Source organism: Desulfomicrobium orale DSM 12838, assembly GCF_001553625.1.
GTDB classification, from domain to species: Bacteria; Desulfobacterota; Desulfovibrionia; order Desulfovibrionales; family Desulfomicrobiaceae; genus Desulfomicrobium; species Desulfomicrobium orale.
On sequence record NZ_CP014230.1, the window covers coordinates 224,004 to 245,716 of the forward strand.

The window sequence follows — 21,713 nt, forward strand, 5'->3', positions numbered from 1 at the left end:
GACTATACCCCTTCAAAAAAATCGATCTTGTCGCCGGGGGCAAGAGAGACATAAGCCTTCTTGCAACCGCTGATCCTACCGACAGTCCGGCCGAATTTTTTTCTCTGCCGGGGGCGATATCTGACAATGTTGACAGCCACGACCTTCACACCAAAAATCCTCTCGACAGCATGCTGCACATCGATCTTGTTGGCGGAGGCGTGAACGCAGAAAGCCACCTGATTCCCCAGAGCCTTCATCCCCGTGGTTTTTTCTGAAATCAGCGGCCTAAGCAAAACCTGCGCGTTTTCCATTATCTCAACCTCTCCTGCAAGGATTCGACAGCACCCTTGTCAAGAACCATCTGCTGGTACTTAAGAATCTCATAAACATTGATCGACTGCGGATCCAAAACGAGTACGCCAGGAACATTTCTGGCCGAAAGAGCAAGGTCCTTATCCTTTTCGGCCACGACAATCAAGGCATTTTTTAATCCCAGTTTTTCCTTGCAAGCAACAAAGTCTCTGGTCTTAATCTGATCGAAGCTCAGTTTATCCACCACAAGCATGTTTTCCGCAGTAAAACGGGAAGAAAGAGCCATCTTCAGAGCCAGCTTGCGAACCTGTTTATTGATTTTGAAGCTGTAATCTCTCGCCCTCGGGCCGTGCACAATGGCACCACTGCGCCACAGAGGAGAACGGCTGGAGCCGGCACGAGCACGGCCCGTCCCTTTCTGGCGCCAAGGTTTCTTACCGCCGCCACGGATCAGCGCCCTGTTTTTGACGCCAACCGTACCCGAACGCAATTTGGCCAAGTGGGAACGAACCGCGAGGTGCAGTATTTCAGGCTGCACTTCGACCTGAAAAATCTCATCCGCCAGAGCAATTTCTCCCACTTCCTGCCTGTTCTGATCGTATATTTTCACGTTTGCCATCATCGCCCTCTTTACTTCAGCTTGCGGAGGATAACGATCCCCTGCCTCGGTCCCGGGATCTGACCACGGACCAGCACCACATTGTCCTCCGGACGCACATCCACGATCTCGATATTCGGCATGGTCGCGGTCTTGTTCCCAAGCTGGCCGGGCAATTTCTTGCCCTTGAAAACTTTGCTCGGCCAAGCGCACTGACCGATGGAGCCGGGCTTTCTGTGCACTTTCTCGTGTCCGTGGGTGGCCGGAGCGCCGCCGAAGTTCCAACGTCTCATGACACCGGCAAAGCCGCGGCCTTTGGATGTGCCGGTAACCCGCACTTTCTCGCCGGGAGCGAACATCTCGACAGTCAACTTCTGCCCCACTTCATATTCTTCGACACTTCCCAAGCGGAACTCCTTCAGCATTCTGTAAAAGCCGCAATTTGCCTTTTGCTGATGGCCCTGCTCGGGCTTGGTCAGACGATGCGCCGGAATTTCTTCAAACCCCACCTGAAGAGCCGCATAACCATCGCGAGCCTCCACTTTCTTGTCCACTACAGGACAAGGCCCGGCCTGTATCACAGTAACGGGGATAACGCTTCCGTCGGCCCCGAAAATACGCGTCATGCCGATCTTGCGCCCTACAAGCCCCAATGTATTCTTCATGTTCGTCCTCGATATTCCTACAGCTTGATTTCCACATCAACACCTGCGGGAAGATTCAGCTTGCCCAGCGCATCGACGGTCTGTTGTGTGGGTTCGAGAATATCCAGAAGGCGCTTGTGCACACGCATCTCAAACTGTTCGCGGGACTTCTTGTCCACATGCACGGACTTCTGAATCGTCTGTTTGTGAATCCGCGTGGGAAGCGGGATAGGGCCGGCAATAGATGCCCCCGTATTCTTCGCGGAGTCCACAATCTCGGCGACAGCCTTATCCAAAATACGGTAATCGTAGGCTTTCAGCTTGATGCGGATTTTATCACTGGTCATCATGATCTTTTACTCCACGATTTCGGAGACGACGCCGGCGCCGACGGTACGGCCGCCCTCACGGATAGCGAAGCGAAGGCCCTTCTCCATCGCGATGGGCGCAATCAGATGCACGTGAAACGTCGTGTTGTCACCGGGCATGATCATCTCAACACCTTCGTTCAGGGTCACAACCCCCGTGATGTCCGTCGTCCGGAAATAAAACTGCGGACGATACCCGGAGAAGAACGGAGTATGACGGCCCCCCTCTTCCTTGCTCAGAACATACACTTCTGCGGAGAACTTGGTGTGAGGGGTGATGCTCCCGGGCTTGGCCAGAACCTGACCGCGCTCAACCTCGTCACGCTTCACGCCGCGCAGCAGGGCTCCGATATTATCTCCCGCCTGACCCTCGTCCAGAAGCTTGCGGAACATCTCGACACCGGTGCAGGTCGTCTTCCGGGTCTCGGTGATGCCCACAATCTCCACTTCCTCACCCTGCTTGATCACTCCGCGCTCCACGCGGCCGGTCACGACCGTGCCGCGGCCGGAGATGGAGAACACGTCCTCGATGGGCATCAAGAACGGCCTGTCCGTTTCGCGCACAGGATCGGGGATGTAGTTGTCGCAGGCATCCAGAAGTTCCAGAATGGACTTGGCTTCCGGGGCGTCCACATTGTCGCATTCCAGGGCCCGAAGAGCAGAGCCCCGGATGACCGGAACGTCGTCGCCAGGAAACTCGTACTTGGAGAGCAGTTCGCGGACTTCCATCTCCACAAGCTCGATCAGCTCCTCGTCGTCAACCAAGTCCACTTTGTTCAGAAACACGACCAGGCACGGCACGCCCACCTGACGGGCCAGCAGAATGTGCTCGCGGGTCTGCGGCATGGGACCGTCCGTGGCCGCCACAACGATAATGGCGCCGTCCATCTGGGCTGCACCCGTGATCATGTTCTTGATGTAGTCGGCGTGACCGGGGCAATCCACATGCGCATAGTGACGCTTGGCCGTCTCGTATTCCACGTGGGAGGTGGCGATGGTGATACCGCGCTCCTTCTCTTCGGGGGCCTTGTCGATATCGTCATAGCCGATGAACGAACCTCCGCCTTTCAAACTCGCTATCTTCGTGATCGCGGCGGTCAACGTCGTCTTGCCGTGGTCTATATGACCAATCGTCCCAATATTAACATGAGGCTTCTTTCTCTCAAACTTCTGCTTTGCCATGATTCATCTCCATTCTCATTTCTTGGTCAATTCTTCGGCAAGACTTGCGGGAACGCGGTCGTAATGATCAAAAAGCATGGTGTACGTGGCCCGGCCCTGAGTTCTGGAACGCAGATCCGTCGCATATCCGAACATGCTGCTCAAGGGGACATGGGCCCGAATGATCTGCATACCATGGCGCATTTCCAGGCTGACTATCCGTCCCCGACGACCGTTCAGATCGCCCATGACATCACCCATATAATCGTCGGGCGTGAGCACTTCCACAAACATGATGGGCTCGAGCAAAACCGGAGCCGCCTTCTGGCAGGCTTCCTTCACGGCCATGGAACCCGCAATGTAGAAGGCCTGTTCGGAAGAGTCGACCTCATGATACGAACCATGGATCAACTCGACCTTGACATCCACCATGGGAAACCCGGCCATGATCCCATTCAGCAGGGCGTCGCGTATCCCCTTGTCAACAGCCGGGATATATTCCTTCGGGATGACGCCACCCACGATGGAGTTGACGAATTCATAACCCGCACCGGGTTCGCGCGGCTCGACCTTGATGACCACATGTCCATACTGACCGCGGCCGCCGGACTGCTTGGCGTACTTCAGATCCTTTTCCGCGGGCTTGGAAATGGTCTCGCGGTAAGCCACCTGCGGCTGCCCCACATTGGCGTCCACTTTAAATTCGCGGGTCAGACGATCCACGATGATTTCCAGATGGAGCTCACCCATACCCGCGATCAGCGTCTGCCCCGTCTCCTCATTGGTTTTCACCCGAAAAGACGGGTCTTCCTTGGCCAGCTTCTGCAGGGCTTGTCCCAAAGAGTCACGGTCCGTCTTGGTCTTGGGCTCGATGGCCACCTCAATGACCGGTTCAGGAAAATCGATGGACTCCAGCAGCACGGGACGCTTGATATCGCACAAAGTCTCGCCCGTGGCGGTCTGCTTCAAACCGACAGCGGCCACGATGTCTCCGGCGAAGGCTTCCTTGATTTCCTCGCGCTTGTTGGCATGCATCTTGAGCAGGCGGCCAATACGTTCTTTCTTGCCCGAAGCGGCATTCAGCACCGTGGAACCAGCTTCCAGCACGCCGGAATAAACACGCAGAAAAGTCAAATGCCCGATGAATGGGTCCGCCATAAGCTTGAAAGCCAGAGCACTCAAAGGCTCGGCGTCCGAACACTCACAGACGATTTCCGCACCCGTCTCGGGGTCGGAGCCTTTCATGGCCGGGATATCCACAGGAGAAGGCAGGTAATCCACCACGCAATCAAGCAGAGCCTGCACGCCTTTGTTCTTGAAGGCGGAGCCACAGATCACCGGGCAGATTTTAAGCCCGATGGTGGCCTGGCGAATACCGGCCATGATTTCCTCGGGCTCCAGTTCTTCACCGCCCAGATACTTCTCCAGCAGAGTCTCGTCCTCCTCGGCAATGGACTCCACCAGATGCATCCGCCACTCGTCCACCAAGTCGGCCATCTCCGCCGGAATCTCCCGTACATCCACCGACTCGCCTTTGGACTCGTCATCGTAATAGAGGGCGACTTTGCGCACCAAGTCAATCTGCCCCCGGAAGCTCTCCTCCGAGCCGATGGGCAAATGCAACGGCACGGGCTTGGCCTTGAGCCGCTCCTTGATCATGTCCACGACCCGGAAAAAATCCGCGCCCGAGCGGTCCATCTTATTCACAAAGGCCACTCTGGGCACATGGTACCTGTCCGCCTGCCGCCAGACGGTCTCGGACTGCGGCTCGACCCCACCCACAGCGCAAAAAACGGCCACAGCCCCGTCCAGCACCCGCAGAGAACGCTCCACCTCGACGGTAAAGTCGACGTGCCCGGGGGTATCGATAATATTGATCCGGCAATCCCGCCAGAAACAGGTCGTGGCCGCGGACGTAATGGTGATGCCGCGCTCCTGCTCCTGCTCCATCCAGTCCATGGTGGCCTGACCGTCATGGGTCTCGCCGAGCTTATGAGATATGCCGGTATAAAAAAGAATCCGCTCGGTAGTCGTGGTCTTGCCCGCATCAATGTGGGCCATGATACCGATATTGCGCTGATTTTCTATGGAAACACGTTTTGACACGGAAAAGAACCTCTTTTACCAGCGGTAGTGCGCGAAAGCCTTGTTGGCCTCGGCCATGCGATGGGTATCCTCGCGTTTTTTGATGGCCCCGCCGCGATCGTTGTAGGCATCAAAAAATTCGGCGGCCAACCGGAGCACCATGCCTTTCTCCCCGCGGGACCGGGCATAGGTCACCAGCCATCTGATTGCCAATGCCTCCTGGCGGGCAGGACGGACTTCCATCGGCACCTGGTATGTCGCACCGCCTACCCGGCGGGACTTGACTTCCATCTGCGGCTTGACCTTCTCGACAACCTGCTCGAAGGCCTTGATCGGCTCACTATCCGTACGTTTGCCGAGCTCCTCGATGGCTTCATAGAAAATTTTCTCGGCAACGCTCTTTTTGCCATCATACATCATCTGATTGACAAATTTCGCGGCCATCCGGCTTCCGTACTTCGGATCCGGCAGCACTTCACGCTTCGGCGTGGGACCCTTGCGAGGCATACGTCAACTCCTTTGTACCTTATTTGGGACGTTTCGCACCGTACTTGGAACGGCTCTTCCGGCGATCCTGAACACCGGCCGCATCCAGAGTACCCCTGATGATCTTGTAACGGACGCCCGGCAAATCCTTGACACGGCCGCCGAGAATCATGACCACCGAGTGCTCCTGCAAATTATGCCCTTCACCGGGAATATATGACGTCACCTCGATTCCGTTGGTCAGCCGCACTCTCGCGACTTTCCGGAGAGCAGAGTTGGGCTTCTTTGGCGTGGCCGTGTACACGCGCACGCAGACTCCCCTGCGCTGCGGACATTCCTGAAGCGCGGCTCTCTTCTTGCCTTTTTCCTGCATGACCCGCGCTTTGCGGATCAATTGATTGATCGTGGGCATTACAAACTCCGTGAATAAACATTTTGAGAAGGGGGTTCATAGGTGAACTCCCCCTCTCTGTCAACGTGTCCGTCCGGACGGCAGCCTACTGTTCGATGAAAAAGGGATCTTTCTCCAATTCTTCCAGAAATTTATCCGGACTTTCAGGCTGTTCCGGCACCAGAATGTCGTTCTCGACATAAGCCCTGAAACCCGTGCCCGCGTTGACCAGCCGCCCGACAATGACATTTTCCTTCAACCCGTAGAGATAGTCTTTCTTGCCGATAAGGGCCGACTCCGTCAGCACCTTGGTCGTCTCCTGGAAGGAGGCCGCGGAAATAAAAGACTCCGTGGACAAGGAGGCCTGGGTGATGCCCAGAACCAACGGCTCAGCCACGGCGGGCTGCAACCCGGCGGCCACGCACTTGGAGTTGGCACGCAGGAAACGGAACTTGTCCACCTGCTCGCCCATGAGGAATCCCGTATCTCCCGGATCAATGACGGACAGCTTCTTCAGCATCTGGCGGACAATGATCTCGATGTGCTTGTCATTGATGTACACGCCCTGGAAGCGGTACACGTCCTGCACCCCCTCCACCAGATAAAAGGCCAGATACTTCTCGCCCTTGATCTTCAAAAGATCGTGCAAATCCGGCGTGCCTTCGGTCAGCAATTCGCCGCTCTCGACGAAGTCGCCTTCGCTGACGCTGATATGCTTGCCCTTGGGAATAAGATAGGTGTGGGCCTCACCCACCTCGGGCTCCACAATCAGCTTGCGTTTGCCCTTGGAGTCGGGCCCGAAACTGACCACTCCGTCGATTTCCGACAGGATCCCCTGGTCCTTGGGTTTACGTACCTCGAACAACTCCGCGACACGGGGCAGACCGCCGACGATATCCCTGGTCTTGGTCGTTTCGCGGGGTTTACGGGCGATAACATCCCCAGCCCGGATCTCGTCACCGTCATTGACCATAAGAATGGCCCCAACAGGCAGAGTATAAAAGGCCTGGGTGCCCGTATCGGGCCTGGTTTTGACCGTGCCGTCGGCATCGCACACGGCAACTCCCGGCCGGAAGCTCGACGAGCGGAACTCGATGACCGTCAGGGTGGACTTGCCTGTGGCCTCGTCGATCCGTTCCTGCACGGTACGGCCGTCAATGATATCCTTGAGTTGAACCGTACCGTCCACATCCGTCACAAAGGGCTCGTTGAAGGGATCCCATTCGGCCAGCCGGTCACCTTTTTTCACCTCGGCTCCATTCTCGAAATAGAGCCTGGCGCCAGAAGGCAGGGCATACTTTTCGCGTTCCACGCCCTGTTCATCCACAATGCGCAGCTGCCCGCTCTTGCCCAGCACCATCCTTTCGCCGCGGCTGTTGGTCACGGTACGGACCCGGGAGAGTACCACCCGGCCTTTGTTCATAGCCTCGTAACGGCTCTGTTCGATCTCCTTGGACGCCGTACCGCCGATGTGGAACGTCCGCATGGTCAGCTGCGTTCCCGGCTCGCCGATGGATTGGGCCGCGATAATGCCCACGGCCTCGCCCACATTGACCAGGTGCCCCCGGGCCAGATCCCGGCCATAACACAGAGCGCACACTCCGTGCTGGGATTTGCAGGTCAGGGCCGAACGGATGGTGATGGTCGACACGCCCCGGCGTTCGATCTCCGTCACCATATCTTCATTGATCATGGCGTTGGCAGGAATGAAAACCTCGCCCGTTTCAGGGTCGAGCACGTCGTACATGGCCACACGCCCGAGCACCCGCTCGCTCAGACGCACGGTGATCTCGCCGCCCTTGGTCACATGGGACAGTTCGATGCCGTCCACGGTCTTGCAGTCGTGTTCGCTGACGATAACGTCCTGCACCACGTCCACCAGACGCCGGGTCAGATATCCGGAGTTGGCCGTTTTCAGAGCCGTATCCGCCAGACCTTTGCGGGCGCCGTGAGTGGAAGTGAAGTATTGCAGAATGGTCAGCCCTTCACGGAAAGAAGTGGTGATGGGCGTTTCGATGATTTCACCCGACGGTTTGGCCATGAGGCCACGCATACCCGCGAGCTGACGAATCTGGTCCTGGTTTCCGCGCGCGCCGGAATTGGCCATCATGAATACGGAATTGAAGCTGTTGCACCGCTCTTCCGCAGCCGGGGACGCGTTCCAGCGCAGCACATGCTTTACCTCCGGCGCTCCCGTATGCGGGTTGGGCACGGTGTCGTACCTGAGTTCGCGCATCATGGCTTCGGAGACTTCGTTGGTGGCCTTGGTCCAGACATCCACCACTTTGTTCTTCTTCTCGGAACGGGTGATGATGCCCTCGCGGTACTGCTGCTCGATATCCGACACCTCGGCATAGGAGCGGTCCAGAATATGGCTCTTGGCCGGCGGAATATTCAGATCCTTCACCCCGACGGTGATGCCAGCCCGGGTGGAGTACTCGAAACCCAGGTCCTTCAATTTGTCGCAAAGGATGACTGTAGCCTTGGTGCCCGCCAGGCGGTAGGCTTCGCCCACCAGCCGACCGATGACCTTCTTGCTCATCTCCCGGTTGTACACGTCGAAGGGCACTTCCGCCGGAACAATTTCCCGGACGATGATCCGCCCCGGCGTGGTGGCCACCAGTTCCCCGTCAATGCGGACCTTGATCCTGGCATGCAGATCCAGATGCCCGGCATCGAAAGCGCAGACGACTTCTTCCGGATCGGAGAAGATCATGCCTTCGCCTTTTTCAAAAGGCCGGTCCACAGTCAGAAAATAGAGGCCAAGCACAATATCCTGAGACGGCACGATAATGGGCGAACCATTGGCCGGCGACAGGATATTGTTGGTGGACATCATCAGCACCCGGCACTCGATCTGGGCCTCCACAGAAAGCGGCACGTGCACGGCCATCTGGTCTCCGTCGAAGTCCGCGTTGAAAGCCGTACATACCAGCGGATGCAGACGGATGGCCTTGCCCTCCACCAGAATGGGCTCGAACGCCTGAATACCCAGCCGGTGCAGCGTGGGTGCGCGGTTCAGCAGGATGGGATATTCTCGCACCACTTCTTCCAGAATATCCCAGACAGCCACTTCCTCCCGCTCCACCATCTTCTTGGCGCTCTTGATGGTGCTCGCGTACCCGCGCTCTTCGAGCTTGGAGTAGATAAAGGGCTTGAACAGCTCCAGCGCCATCTTCTTGGGTAAACCGCACTGGTGCAGCTTCAGGTACGGCCCCACGACAATGACCGAACGGCCTGAATAATCCACGCGCTTGCCCAGCAGGTTCTGGCGGAACCGGCCCTGTTTGCCCTTGATCATGTCCGAAAGGGACTTCAGAGGGCGGCCGTTGGTGCCGGTGATGGCCCGGCCGCGGCGTCCGTTGTCGAACAGCGCGTCCACGGATTCCTGAAGCATGCGCTTTTCGTTGCGAATGATGATGTCCGGCGCGCCCAACTCCAGCAGCCGCTTCAGGCGGTTATTCCGGTTGATGACCCGGCGGTACAGGTCGTTCAGGTCTGAAGTGGCGAACCGGCCGCCATCCAGCGGCACCAGAGGACGCAGTTCCGGCGGGATGATGGGGATGACGTCCATGATCATCCACTCCGGCTTGTTCCCGGACTCCAGAAACGCCTCCACAATCTTCAGCCGCTTGGCCAGCTTCTTCTTCTTGGTCTGGGACCGGGTGGACTGGGATTCCTCACGCAGTTCCACCCGCAGCTGGGCCAGATCGATCTCCTGCAGGAGGGTCTTGATGGACTCAGCGCCCATCCCTACAGTGATAGCCTCGTCATTGTAATGGTCCAGAATCTGAAAGTACTGCTCCTCGGAGATGACCTGCTTCTTCTCCAGTGTGGTCTCGCCCGGGTCCAGAATGATATAGGAATCGAAATAAAGAACCTTCTCCAGGTCGGCCATGGTCATGTCCAAGAGAGTGCCGATCTTGGAAGGCAGGGATTTCAGAAACCAGATATGCGCCACGGGAGCGGCCAGTTCAATGTGCCCCATGCGCTCGCGGCGGACCTTGGAAGCAATGACTTCCACGCCGCATTTCTCGCAGACAATGCCGCGATGTTTCATTCTTTTATATTTGCCGCAGTTGCACTCGTAGTCCTTCACCGGGCCGAAAATCTTGGCGCAGAAAAGACCGTCGCGCTCGGGCTTGAATGTCCGGTAGTTGATAGTCTCCGGTTTTTTGACCTCGCCAAAGGACCATTCCCGGATTTTTTCCGGCGAGGCCACGCTGATGCCGATGGCCTTCAGATCCTGATTATTGAATGCGCCGGAGGCGTTGCCCCGTTGCGTAAAAAGATCATCAAGAGTCATGCTACACCCCTCTTTGCGGTCAAAGTTGCGGCCAATCCCCTAAGTTCCGGATCATGGCGCGGGCAGGCCCGGGCAAGGCACAAGCGAAATGCGGATCAAGCCGCACGAGGCCGCGCCCGCTATTTTCTGAAGGTGCGCTTTTTCTCCTCTTCCACCAGCGTCACCTCAATGCCCAAGGCCATCATTTCCTTGACCAGAACGTTGAACGATTCAGGCATACCGCTTTCAAGGAAATTGGAGCCCTTCACGATCTTCTCGTACATTTTCACCCGGCCGTTCACATCGTCCGACTTCACCGTCAGGAACTCCTGAAGCAGATAGGCCGCGCCGTAAGCTTCCAGGGCCCAGACTTCCATTTCGCCCAGACGCTGCCCGCCGAACTGGGCCTTACCACCCAGAGGCTGCTGCGTGACCAGCGAATACGGACCCGTGGACCGGGCGTGAATTTTCTCATCAACCAGATGGTGCAGCTTCAGGTAGTACATATACCCCACGGTGACCCGATTGTGGAACGGCACGCCGGTACGGCCGTCGTACAGGAGGGCCTTGCCGTCCTCGGGCAGCCCCGCCCGCCTGAGCAGCGCCCAGATCTCATCTTCTTCGGCGCCGTCGAAAACCGGAGTTTTCATAATGATGCCGTTGGACAAAGACTTGGCTGCGGCGATGAGTTCATCGTCGGCCATCTCGTCCACCATCCGGCTGATCTCCTCCGAGTCGAAGACGGTCTTTATCTCCTTGCGCACCAAGGCCACACCTTCATCCACCATGGCCGCGATCTGCCGCCCGAGAGTCTTGGACGCCCACCCCAAGTGGGTCTCCATGATCTGTCCGATGTTCATGCGCGAGGGCACGCCCAGAGGGTTCAAGACCACGTCCATGGGTGTCCCGTCGGCGAAAAAGGGCATGTCCTCCTCGGGCAGGATGTTGGATACAACGCCCTTGTTACCATGCCGGCCGGCCATCTTGTCGCCCACATTCAACTTGCGCTTTACGGCCACATAGACCTTGGCCATCTTGATGACGCCGGGGGGCAGGTCGTCCCCTTCGGTCACCTTGCCGCGCTTGTTCTCATACACATCCTTGATGAAATCCAGCTGCAGGTCGTAGGTTTCCAGCAGGGACTTGACGCCTTCGTTCACTTCCTTGGCCAGAAACACCCCGGCCAGCTTCTTGAGCGGGATGCCGGCAAACACATCTTCACGCATGGGCTGATTGGCTTCGAGCAGCACCTCGCCTTTGCGCTTGCCCATGATGCTCTTGGCTACGCTCTTGCCCTTGCACAATTCCCAGATTCTGCGGCGCATGGTTTCACCCAGCGCGACGGCATGCTGTTTTTCCCGCAAATCCACGCGTTCCAGCTCATCGCGTTCGATCTGGAGCGTGCGTTCGTCTTTCTCGCCGGAACGGCGGTTGAAGACCTTGACATCGATGACCGTGCCCTCGATTCCCGGCGGCACCTTGAGGGATGTGTTCTTCACGTCGCGGGCCTTGTCACCGAAAATGGCCCGCAGCAAACGCTCTTCCGGCGTGAGCTGGGTCTCGCCCTTGGGCGTGATCTTGCCCACCAGGATATCGTCGGGTTTGACCTTGGCGCCGATGCGGATGATCCCGCTCTCGTCGAGATTGCGCAGCATGTCCTCGCCCACATTGGGGATGTCCCGGGTCACTTCCTCCGGGCCGAGCTTGGTGTCGCGGGCGAACACGTCGAACTCCTCGATGTGGATGGATGTATAGACATCCTCTTTGACCACCCGCTCCGAAATGAGAATGGAGTCCTCGTAATTGTAGCCGCACCAGGGCATGAAGGCCACCAGCAGGTTTTTTCCCAGAGCCAGTTCGCCGTCATGGATGGCCGGGCCGTCGGCCAGCACGGCGCCCTTCTTCACCAGATCGCCCACGCGCACGCGCGGCTTCTGGCCGAAGCAGCTATTCTGGTTGGACTTGTGATATTTCTGCAGTTCGTAAAAGCGCACGCCCCCGGCTTCCGGGTACAATCCGCCGTCGTAGGCCACGATGACCCTGTCGGCGTTGACGTACATGATTTCGCCATCCCCCTCGGCCAAAAGGCAGCTGCCGGAATCCCGGGCCACCTTGCCTTCAATGCCGGTACCGACCAGAGGCTCTTCCGTGGTCAGAAGCGGCACGGACTGACGCTGCATGTTGGAGCCCATCAGAGCGCGGTTGGCGTCGTCGTTCTCCAGAAAAGGAATCAATGCCGAGGAAATGGACACGATCTGGCCCGGCGAGATGTCCATGAGAGTCACTTCCTCTCTGGGCACAATGGCGAACTCGCCTTCCACCCGCGCCTCCACATGGGTGTTCAGAAACTGCCGGTCCTCGCCGAACAGTGCATTGGCCTGGGCGATGATGTGCCCGGTTTCGGCAGAGGCTTCCATCAGCGTAATTTCATCGGTGACGTATCCATCCCTGACCACGCGGTAAGGCGTCTCGATGAAACCGTAGTCATTGACCAGACCGTGAGTGGTCAGAGAAACGATAAGACCGATGTTCGGGCCTTCCGGCGTTTCGATGGGGCAGATGCGGCCGTAATGGCTCAGGTGCACGTCACGCACCTCGAAACCGGCCCGTTCACGGGTCAGACCGCCAGGCCCCAGCGCGGACAGACGGCGTTTGTGCGTCACTTCCGACAGGGGGTTGGTCTGGTCCATGAACTGGGAGAGCTGCGACGTGCCGAAAAATTCCTTCAATACCGCCGTGACAGGTTTCGGGTTGACCAGATCATGGGGCATGAGCGTGGCCACTTCCTGCAGGCTCATGCGCTCCTTGATGGCCCGCTCCATGCGCACCAGACCGATGCGGTACTGGTTTTCCACCAGTTCGCCCACAGGGCGCACCCGCCGGTTGCCCAAATGATCGATATCATCGGCCGGACCATGGGAATCCTTGAGTTGTACCAGCTTCTTGATGGACCGGAAGATATCGTCGTTGGATAGCGTCCGATGGTCGATGGGCAGATCCAGATTCAGGCGGGAATTGAGCTTATACCGGCCCACGGGAGATAAATCATAATAATCTGGATTCCGGAACAGATTGTCGAAAAAACTCGAGGCAATCTCCGGCGTAGGCGGAGAACTGGGCCGCAGCCGCTTGTAGATGTCAACCTGGGCGCTCTCCATGTCCTCACATTTGTCCATGACCAGAGTGTCGCGCATACAGGACGATACTTCGGCACCGCTGGAAAAAATGGCCTCCAGATCGATGATACCCGCCGCCGTGCATTTCTCCAGAGCCGAAACAGTAAAAGGGTCGCCCGCACGCAAAATGACCTCACCGGTCTGGCCATCCACGATGTCCCGGGCGGCATACTCCCGCTCCAGGCTTTCGGGCTGCACTTCGTAGTACTCCACGCCAGCCTTGAGCATCCGCTTCCACATCCCCCTTGTGAGGGGCTTGCCCGCAGCTACGACCACCGAGCCGTCCGCTCCAGTGATGTCGGCGCAAGCTGTTTCCTTCCGAAAGTTATAACCTTCCACGCGGCGCAAAACTTTCTCGCCGTCCAGACGGAACGCATCCTTCTCGTAGTAATAGGACAGAATGTCTTCACTGCTCATGCCCATGGCCTTGAGCAGAATGGTCGCGGGCATCTTCCTCCGGCGGTCGATGCGCACGTAAAGGATGTCTTTGTGATCAAAATCGAAATCCAGCCAGGAGCCACGCATGGGGATGATACGGCAACTGTACAGAATTTTCCGGCTAGAATGGGTCTTTCCCGAGTCATGCTCGAAAATGATGCCGGGCGAACGCTGCAACTGGTTCACGATGACCCGCTCAGTTCCGTTGATAAGAAAAGTACCCTTCTGGGTGATCAGCGGAATGGTGCCGAAATAGATGTCCTGTTCTTTTATATCATGAATGGTGCGGCTGCCGGAGTCTTCATCGACATCGTACACGGCCAGACGGACCTTGATGCGCAGCGGCGCCTCATAAGTCAGGCCCTTGGCAATGCATTCATCCACGTCGTACTTCGGGCTCCCGATATCATAGCTCACATATTCCAATGTAGCGGTTTTATTGAAATCATGGATGGGGAAAACGGAGCGGAATACGCCCTCCAGGCCTACGTCCTCCCGCATGCTCGCTGGCACGCCGGTCTGCAGAAATTTATTATAAGAGTCGAGTTGAAGACTTAACAGGTGAGGGATTTCAATGGTGTCTTTGATTCGTCCGAACTTTTTTATCAGTTTGTTCATCGTTTCCCCTCAGGAAATGGGAGGTCGCCTGGTGGAGCCTGAAATGCGCCGGATGCAAGGCAACCGCAGTGAAGTATATATTAAGCGCGGGGTGCTGCGCGGAGAAGGCGGAGATTCACAAACGGCGTAAAGAGTGCGAGGGGACAGCCCTCACACTCTTTACGGAATTACATTGAAAATAGCGAAACTACTTGATTTCAACCTTGGCGCCGGCTTCCTCAAGCTGCTTCTTGGCATCGGCCGCGGCATCCTTGGCCACGCCCTCCAGAAGCGTGGACGGAGCGCCGTCAACCTTCTCCTTGGCTTCCTTCAGGCCAAGGCTGGTCAGAGCGCGGACAACCTTGATGACACCGATCTTGTTGGCGCCGGCCTCTTTCAGAATAACGTCGAACTCAGTCTTCTCTTCCTCGGCGGACTCGGCGGCGGCCACGGGAGCGGCGGCAAAAGCGGCCACGGGAGCGGCAGCGGAAACGCCGAACTTCTCTTCCAGCTCTTTGATGAAGGCAGACAGTTCGAGAACCGTCATGTTCGCGATGAATTCGACAACCTGTTCTTTGGTGATATCAGCCATCTTATCCTCCTAAATAGTAAACAACTTGGCTCATTCTTCTTTTTTGTCTTTCAGGGCGGTCAGCACATTGACCATACCCCGGACGATGTTGGCAAAGAGCGACACAAAATTCTGCGGCACAGCGTTCATGGTGCCCAGCATGCTGCTCAGCAACTGCTCACGGCCGGGAAGTTCGGAAAGGGCCTTGATGGAGGCCGCCTCCAGAAGCTTCCCATCCAGACTCGCGCAACGCACGGAGAACTTGTCGTTTTTCTTCGCAAACTCAACCAGGACCTTCGCGGCGACCACAGGATCGTCATAGCCGAACGCCACGGCGCAATTGTACTTCAGATGGTTGTTCAGTACGTCATGCGTTCCTTCCGTAAAGGCCTTGCGCGCCAGAGTGTTCTTCACGACCTGATAGTCGCACCCCGCCTCGTGCAGCTTCGCGCGAAGGGGAGAAAGCTCCGACACTTTCAGCCCATGGAAATCCGTGACAATGGCAATGCTCGCCTTGTCCGCCTTTTCCTTCAGGCCTTCGATGATTTTCGCTTTTTCTGCCCTATTCACCACATACCTCGCTTACTAGGCAGAATGAGCCAAAGCAGTCTCGGCAGGATATTAAGGAAATCTCCACCCGCGTCTCTGACTCATCCACGTATTAGGAAAACTATTCTCCCGCCTTTTTCAGGGAGGCCGTGTCCACCCTGACACCCGGCCCCATGGTCGAAGACAGGGACATGGCTTTCATGTAAGTGCCTTTGGCGGTGGACGGCTTGAGCTTGATCAAGGCATCGACAATGGAGCGCAGGTTGCCCAGCAGCTTCTCAACTCCAAAAGAAACTTTGCCGATAGGCGCATGGATGACGCCGGCCTTGTCCACGCGGAATTCAACCTTACCCGCCAGAAGCTCCTGAATGGCTTTCTCCAGCTCCACCGTGACCGTACCCGTTTTGGCATTGGGCATGAGTCCGCGCGGACCAAGTATCTTGCCCACCTTGCCCACATGCCCCATCATGTCCGGAGTGGCCACGGCTTTGTCGAACTCGAGCCAGCCGCCCTTGATCCGCTCCACCAAGTCATCTCCACCAGCTTCAATGGCGCCCGCACTTCTGGCCTTTTCCTCGTTTTCACCTTTACAGAAGGCCACCACGCGGACCGTTTTGCCCAGACCGTGCGGCAGAGACACCGCACCACGCACCATCTGGTCGGAGTACTTGGGGTTGACGCCGAGGTTGACTGCCACATCCACCGTCTCGTCGAACTTGGCAAAAGAGCTCTTTAAAACCAGATCCATGGCCTCAGCCACATCGTATGTCTTGAGGCTGTCAATGGCCTCGGTCACTTTCCGAAATTTTTTACCGTGTTTGGGCATAATGAATCTCTCCCCTTACTCCACGTCTATTCCCATGCTCCGGGCCGTGCCGATGATGGTCTTGCAGGCCGCGCCCAAATCATATGCCGAAAGGTCCGGCATCTTGAGTTTTGCGATTTCTTCGATCTGAGCCATGGACACCTTGCCGACCTTCTTCTTGTTGGGCTCACCAGAGCCCTTCTGCAACTTCGCGGCCTTGACCAACAGCACAGCAGCAGGAGGAGTCTTGGTAATAAAAGTGAATGACCGGTCCTGAAAAACCGTGATCTCCACCGGGATGACCATGCCCTTTTCGTTTTGCGTTTTGGCGTTATAGGCCTTGCAAAACTCCATGATATTCACGCCATGCTGACCAAGGGCAGGTCCCACCGGAGGCGATGGATTCGCGGCTCCGGCCGGCAATTGCAGCTTGATTATCGCAGTTACTTTTTTGGCCATAATATTCCTACCTCATCATCTAAAATTATCACCCTTTGGTCACCTGGACGAAATCCAGCTCAACCGGCGTCTGTCTGCCAAAAATCGACACAGATACCCGCAACTTGCCCTTATCGTAGTTCACGTCTTCAACCGTCGCGTTGAAGTTCGCAAAGGGCCCGTCAATCACGCGGACATCGTCCCCGCGTTCAAAATGAAATTTTGGCCTGGGCTGCTCTTTCCTGCTTTCGATGGTGGACAGAATCCGCTCGGCTTCCCTGTCCGTCAAAGGCACGGGACGGCTTTTCCCGCCGATAAAACCCGTCACCTTGGGGATGGACTGGATCATGTGCCACGACTCGTCCGTGAATACCATCTTAACCATGGCATAGCCCGGATAAAACTTGCGGGTGGAGGTTCTTTTCTGACCCTTGACCAGCTCCACCACCTTTTCAGTCGGGACGATGACATCCTCCACCAATCCCCTGGCCTGACCAGTGCGGATCATTTCCCTGATGGTCTGCTCGACGCGCTGCTCAAAGCCGGAATAAGTGTGAATGATATACCATCTTGCCTTGGGAAGCTCATTCATGTCGACTGTCCTCAGGAAAGAATGGAAGCGATGATCTTCGTCAGCACATAATCAATGGTGCCCAGAAAAATAGCCAGCACGGCGACAAGCAGCAACACCGCCGAACTGGTACCCAAAGTCTCCTGTCTGCTTGGCCAGACAACTTTTTTGAGCTCCATTTTGGACTGCTCAAAAAATATGCGGAAGTCATCCAACCTCCGCGCCAAGCTTTTCTTGCCAACTTCCGCTTCGGCGCTGTTTTTCATAGTCTTCATGGTATTCCAAATAAATGGCAGGCCAGGAGGGATTCGAACCCCCAGCCCTCGGATTTGGAGTCCGATGCTCTACCGTTAGAGCTACTGGCCTGCATGAGAAGCTATGGCGAGTGCCCGAAAAGGCACCCGCCCCGTTTATTTCGATTCGCGATGCTTGGTGTGCTTGCCGCAAAAAGGACAAAACTTGCTCAACTCAACCTTTACGGTCGTGTTCTTCTTGTTCTTCTGCGTGGCGTAATTTCTACGCTTGCAATCTTCGCATGCGAGCAGAATGTTGATGCGCATCTTTTACTCCACGATTTCGGAGACGACGCCGGCGCCGACGGTACGGCCGCCCTCACGGATAGCGAAGCGAAGGCCCTTCTCCATCGCGATGGGCGCAATCAGATGCACGTGAAACGTCGTGTTGTCACCGGGCATGATCATCTCAACACCTTCGTTCAGGGTCACAACCCCCGTGATGTCCGTCGTCCGGAAATAAAACTGCGGACGATACCCGGAGAAGAACGGAGTATGACGGCCCCCCTCTTCCTTGCTCAGAACATACACTTCTGCGGAGAACTTGGTGTGAGGGGTGATGCTCCCGGGCTTGGCCAGAACCTGACCGCGCTCAACCTCGTCACGCTTCACGCCGCGCAGCAGGGCTCCGATATTATCTCCCGCCTGACCCTCGTCCAGAAGCTTGCGGAACATCTCGACACCGGTGCAGGTCGTCTTCCGGGTCTCGGTGATGCCCACAATCTCCACTTCCTCACCCTGCTTGATCACTCCGCGCTCCACGCGGCCGGTCACGACCGTGCCGCGGCCGGAGATGGAGAACACGTCCTCGATGGGCATCAAGAACGGCCTGTCCGTTTCGCGCACAGGATCGGGGATGTAGTTGTCGCAGGCATCCAGAAGTTCCAGAATGGACTTGGCTTCCGGGGCGTCCACATTGTCGCATTCCAGGGCCCGAAGAGCAGAGCCCCGGATGACCGGAACGTCGTCGCCAGGAAACTCGTACTTGGAGAGCAGTTCGCGGACTTCCATCTCCACAAGCTCGATCAGCTCCTCGTCGTCAACCAAGTCCACTTTGTTCAGAAACACGACCAGGCACGGCACGCCCACCTGACGGGCCAGCAGAATGTGCTCGCGGGTCTGCGGCATGGGACCGTCCGTGGCCGCCACAACGATAATGGCGCCGTCCATCTGGGCTGCACCCGTGATCATGTTCTTGATGTAGTCGGCGTGACCGGGGCAATCCACATGCGCATAGTGACGCTTGGCCGTCTCGTATTCCACGTGGGAGGTGGCGATGGTGATACCGCGCTCCTTCTCTTCGGGGGCCTTGTCGATATCGTCATAGCCGATGAACGAACCTCCGCCTTTCAAACTCGCTATCTTCGTGATCGCGGCGGTCAACGTCGTCTTGCCGTGGTCTATATGACCAATCGTCCCAATATTAACATGAGGCTTCTTTCTCTCAAACTTCTGCTTCGCCATATACGCTACCCCCTGAGTTAAAGCATCTGGCCAAAATATATAAATTGTTTTGAAAATCAGAAGAATACCGGCGAGGGACATGGGAGATGTGAGAATGGAGCGGGAAACGGGACTCGAACCCGCAACCCTCAGCTTGGAAGGCTGATGCTCTAGCCATTGAGCTACTCCCGCAAGGCATCTCAGTAGTCAAGCGACGGCAATAATCCTGTCTCCTACTGTTTGGCTGGTGGAGGGGGGAGGATTTGAACCTCCGAAGGCGTTCGCCGACAGATTTACAGTCTGTTCCCTTTGGCCACTCGGGAACCCCTCCCTGCCTGGAGCTGGCGATGGGACTTGAACCCGCAACCTGCTGATTACAAGTCAGCTGCTCTACCAATTGAGCTACGCCAGCCCGTGAGATCGTTGTCTCTATTGGATCGCTGTTTTTTTGGCAAGCTTTTTTTTCAGAATATTTCACCACCTGCTACCAGGCAGCCACTCTGGTGAAAAATCCCCGCCATCCCAGTTTCCAAAGTTTTCTTAGCCCACTTCTGCTCGCACATAAAAAAGACCCCGCTCGAAAAGGCGGGGTTCCCGAAAGGTATGGTCAAAAAAATCAGGCCCAGGCAGGCACAGGAGTAGAAACCGGAACAGGAATTTTTGGGCGGCCTTTCCTTTCCCGCTCCCCTAACTCGGCAAATTCGAGATACTCCGACGCATGAGCAAAAAGATGGCGCATAAACTGGTTATTCATCTCGTGCCCGGAACACGAAACTTCAAAACGCCCCCACAACCGGTGACTCCCCACGGCCGTGTCGCCCATGAAGTCCAAAATCTTGTGGCGGACCATCTCATCGGCAAAACGCAATCCTTCAGGATTAAGGGGACCATTCTCGTCAAAAACCACTGCGTTATCGAGGCTGCCTCCCAACGCCAAGCCATTCTTCTGCAGCCATTCGACATCTTTCATAAATCCGAAAGTCCGTGCGCGGGCGATAGAAGAAGCAAAATCATGGATCGCCGCGTCAAAGCGGAAATACTGCCTGCCGATCCGAGGATGATCGAACTGAATGATATAATCAATACGCAACCCATTGTAAGGGTATGCGGCAATACGCTTTCCATCCCGGCTGAACACCAGCGGCCGGGCAATCTTTGCTATCTTCCGGGGGATATTAAAAGAGTGCAACCCTGCTGACCCGAGAAGATACACGAATCCTAAAGCGCTGCCATCCAAAATAGGGATTTCCTCCCCATCCACCTCCACCAGCACGTTATCCACATTCAAACCGACCAGTGCTCCGAGCAGATGCTCGATGGTGGCCACCTTCACCGAACCGTTGCCTAATGTCGTGGCTAGGCCGGTGCCGACAATACGCTCCGGAGCAGGCGTTATGATCTGATGCTGACCGTCTTTCCACAGGGAAAAAACGACACCGGTATCGGCGGAAGCCGGACGAAGCACCATATTGATTTTCCGGCCGCTGTGCAGACCAACCCCAGAGCACCGGACTTCTTTACGCAATGTTGTTTGCATCATATTCAACTGCTATCAATTCTCATGCCATACAGCGACATACCTCAACCAACTGAAAAATATACCTTTACTCCACAGCATAGAGGTCTGGGAATTAGTTCGTCCACAAAGAGCAACAGATTTGATGCTAAAAAACAACAGCGACAAGCCGGTCGCGCCCCGTCACATCCGGCAAGACGTCCACCTTCCGGGCCAAGGGCGCAAAGAGCTTACGCATAGCCTCCCCCTGGCTGCTGTCTATTTCGCAGAGCAAAATTGCGCCACTTTTGAGATTGAGAAGTCCGCCGCTTAACGCCCGGTAGCAGTTCAGCCCGTCCACTCCCGCAAAAAGTGCCGACGCCGGCTCATAGCGGATGACTTCAGGACTCATGGCGGAACGAAAGCTTTCCGGGACATAAGGCAAATTGGCGAGCACAAGGTCAACTCCGGCAAGATTGCATGCTCCGGCAAGATCGGCCTGAACGAACAACATACGCGAAACCACGCCATGCCGCACGGCATTGACCCGGGCCACATTAAGCGCCCGCCGGGACACATCCAGAGCCACAACTCTGGAGCGCCTCAGAAAATACGCGCAGGTTATGGCCAGAACCCCGCTCCCCGTGCCGATATCCAGGACAGAGAGCGCGGCGTCCGCAGGAAAGTTTTCCCGGACAAGATCAATAATGCCTTCTGTTTCCGGTCTGGGAATAAGTACATCCGAGGAGACGATAAAATCCAGGCCATAGAACTCCTTGCTGCCGACAAGATAGGCCACGGGTTCCCCCTGAAGCCGCCGCCAAGCTAAATCCTCGAAGGTCTGCAACACGTTTGCGGGTACCGGATCGCATGAATCCAGCAGCATGGACAAACGATCAATCCCCAGCACATGTGCCAGCAACACTTGAGCGGACAATCGCGGAGAATCCAGACCTTTCTCCAGAAAGCGCCGTTCCCAGAGCCGCAGCACTTCTTTGCGTGAAATCATGATGAAGAAAGGTGGA

Annotated in this window: 20 protein-coding genes and 4 tRNA genes; all 24 read right to left on the reverse strand. The window is 56.5% G+C overall.

Annotated features, from left to right (window positions below; translation table 11 throughout):
• Positions 1–2: 2 nt before the first annotated feature.
• On the reverse strand, positions 3–293 hold the full coding sequence (gene rplW / locus AXF15_RS01015) for a 50S ribosomal protein L23 (RefSeq protein ID WP_066602113.1): 291 nt from the start codon (positions 291–293) through the stop codon (positions 3–5).
• Positions 293–913, reverse strand: a complete 621-nt coding sequence (rplD, locus tag AXF15_RS01020) for a 50S ribosomal protein L4 (protein ID WP_066608514.1) — start codon at positions 911–913, stop codon at positions 293–295. Before rplD ends, rplW begins: the two co-directional genes overlap by 1 nt.
• Positions 914–924: 11 nt before the next feature.
• Positions 925–1,557, reverse strand: coding sequence for a 50S ribosomal protein L3 (gene rplC, locus AXF15_RS01025; RefSeq protein ID WP_066602116.1), 633 nt, complete (start codon positions 1,555–1,557; stop codon positions 925–927).
• 17 nt (positions 1,558–1,574) lie between these two features.
• Positions 1,575–1,886 carry a 30S ribosomal protein S10 gene (gene rpsJ / locus AXF15_RS01030; protein ID WP_066602118.1) on the reverse strand — a complete coding sequence of 104 codons (312 nt, stop codon included), beginning with the start codon at positions 1,884–1,886 and terminating at the stop codon, positions 1,575–1,577.
• Between the two features lie 6 nt (positions 1,887–1,892).
• Positions 1,893–3,086: an elongation factor Tu gene (tuf, locus tag AXF15_RS01035; protein WP_066602121.1), complete on the reverse strand. Its 1,194-nt coding sequence runs from the start codon at positions 3,084–3,086 to the stop codon at positions 1,893–1,895.
• Between the two features lie 15 nt (positions 3,087–3,101).
• Positions 3,102–5,171, reverse strand: a complete 2,070-nt coding sequence (fusA, locus tag AXF15_RS01040; RefSeq protein ID WP_066602124.1) for an elongation factor G — start codon at positions 5,169–5,171, stop codon at positions 3,102–3,104.
• Between the two features lie 15 nt (positions 5,172–5,186).
• Entirely contained in the window at positions 5,187–5,657 is a 471-nt protein-coding gene (gene rpsG / locus AXF15_RS01045) for a 30S ribosomal protein S7 (RefSeq protein WP_066602127.1), read from the reverse strand.
• Between the two features lie 19 nt (positions 5,658–5,676).
• The gene (rpsL, locus tag AXF15_RS01050) at positions 5,677–6,048 is read right to left on the reverse strand and encodes a 30S ribosomal protein S12 (RefSeq protein ID WP_066602129.1); all 372 of its coding nucleotides are present in this window, start codon (positions 6,046–6,048) and stop codon (positions 5,677–5,679) included.
• A gap of 85 nt (positions 6,049–6,133) precedes the next feature.
• Positions 6,134–10,333, reverse strand: coding sequence for a DNA-directed RNA polymerase subunit beta' (gene rpoC / locus AXF15_RS01055; RefSeq protein WP_066602131.1), 4,200 nt, complete (start codon positions 10,331–10,333; stop codon positions 6,134–6,136).
• 119 nt (positions 10,334–10,452) lie between these two features.
• Positions 10,453–14,544: a DNA-directed RNA polymerase subunit beta gene (rpoB, locus tag AXF15_RS01060; RefSeq protein ID WP_066602134.1), complete on the reverse strand. Its 4,092-nt coding sequence runs from the start codon at positions 14,542–14,544 to the stop codon at positions 10,453–10,455.
• Positions 14,545–14,731: 187 nt separating this feature from the next.
• Positions 14,732–15,115, reverse strand: coding sequence for a 50S ribosomal protein L7/L12 (gene rplL / locus AXF15_RS01065; RefSeq protein WP_066602138.1), 384 nt, complete (start codon positions 15,113–15,115; stop codon positions 14,732–14,734).
• 30 nt (positions 15,116–15,145) lie between these two features.
• On the reverse strand, positions 15,146–15,664 hold the full coding sequence (rplJ, locus tag AXF15_RS01070; RefSeq protein ID WP_066602140.1) for a 50S ribosomal protein L10: 519 nt from the start codon (positions 15,662–15,664) through the stop codon (positions 15,146–15,148).
• A 100-nt stretch (positions 15,665–15,764) separates the two neighbouring features.
• Positions 15,765–16,469 carry a 50S ribosomal protein L1 gene (rplA, locus tag AXF15_RS01075; RefSeq protein WP_066602143.1) on the reverse strand — a complete coding sequence of 235 codons (705 nt, stop codon included), beginning with the start codon at positions 16,467–16,469 and terminating at the stop codon, positions 15,765–15,767.
• A 15-nt stretch (positions 16,470–16,484) separates the two neighbouring features.
• The gene (rplK, locus tag AXF15_RS01080) at positions 16,485–16,907 is read right to left on the reverse strand and encodes a 50S ribosomal protein L11 (protein ID WP_066602147.1); all 423 of its coding nucleotides are present in this window, start codon (positions 16,905–16,907) and stop codon (positions 16,485–16,487) included.
• Between the two features lie 28 nt (positions 16,908–16,935).
• The gene (gene nusG / locus AXF15_RS01085) at positions 16,936–17,478 is read right to left on the reverse strand and encodes a transcription termination/antitermination protein NusG (protein ID WP_066602149.1); all 543 of its coding nucleotides are present in this window, start codon (positions 17,476–17,478) and stop codon (positions 16,936–16,938) included.
• An 11-nt stretch (positions 17,479–17,489) separates the two neighbouring features.
• A complete protein-coding gene (gene secE, locus AXF15_RS14685) occupies positions 17,490–17,732 on the reverse strand; it encodes a preprotein translocase subunit SecE (RefSeq protein ID WP_335338896.1) in 243 nt (80 codons plus the stop codon).
• A gap of 15 nt (positions 17,733–17,747) precedes the next feature.
• Positions 17,748–17,823, reverse strand: a tRNA-Trp gene (locus AXF15_RS01095).
• A gap of 44 nt (positions 17,824–17,867) precedes the next feature.
• The gene (rpmG, locus tag AXF15_RS01100; RefSeq protein WP_066602158.1) at positions 17,868–18,017 is read right to left on the reverse strand and encodes a 50S ribosomal protein L33; all 150 of its coding nucleotides are present in this window, start codon (positions 18,015–18,017) and stop codon (positions 17,868–17,870) included.
• 3 nt (positions 18,018–18,020) lie between these two features.
• Positions 18,021–19,295 carry an elongation factor Tu gene (gene tuf / locus AXF15_RS01105; RefSeq protein ID WP_083517780.1) on the reverse strand — a complete coding sequence of 425 codons (1,275 nt, stop codon included), beginning with the start codon at positions 19,293–19,295 and terminating at the stop codon, positions 18,021–18,023.
• A 14-nt stretch (positions 19,296–19,309) separates the two neighbouring features.
• A tRNA-Gly gene (locus AXF15_RS01110) sits at positions 19,310–19,385 on the reverse strand.
• A gap of 53 nt (positions 19,386–19,438) precedes the next feature.
• A tRNA-Tyr gene (locus AXF15_RS01115) sits at positions 19,439–19,524 on the reverse strand.
• Positions 19,525–19,529: 5 nt separating this feature from the next.
• Positions 19,530–19,605: transfer RNA gene (locus tag AXF15_RS01120), tRNA-Thr, on the reverse strand.
• Between the two features lie 204 nt (positions 19,606–19,809).
• On the reverse strand, positions 19,810–20,733 hold the full coding sequence (gene lpxC / locus AXF15_RS01125; RefSeq protein ID WP_066602160.1) for a UDP-3-O-acyl-N-acetylglucosamine deacetylase: 924 nt from the start codon (positions 20,731–20,733) through the stop codon (positions 19,810–19,812).
• 124 nt (positions 20,734–20,857) lie between these two features.
• Positions 20,858–21,697: a peptide chain release factor N(5)-glutamine methyltransferase gene (prmC, locus tag AXF15_RS01130; RefSeq protein WP_083517781.1), complete on the reverse strand. Its 840-nt coding sequence runs from the start codon at positions 21,695–21,697 to the stop codon at positions 20,858–20,860.
• Positions 21,698–21,713 lie beyond the last annotated feature (16 nt).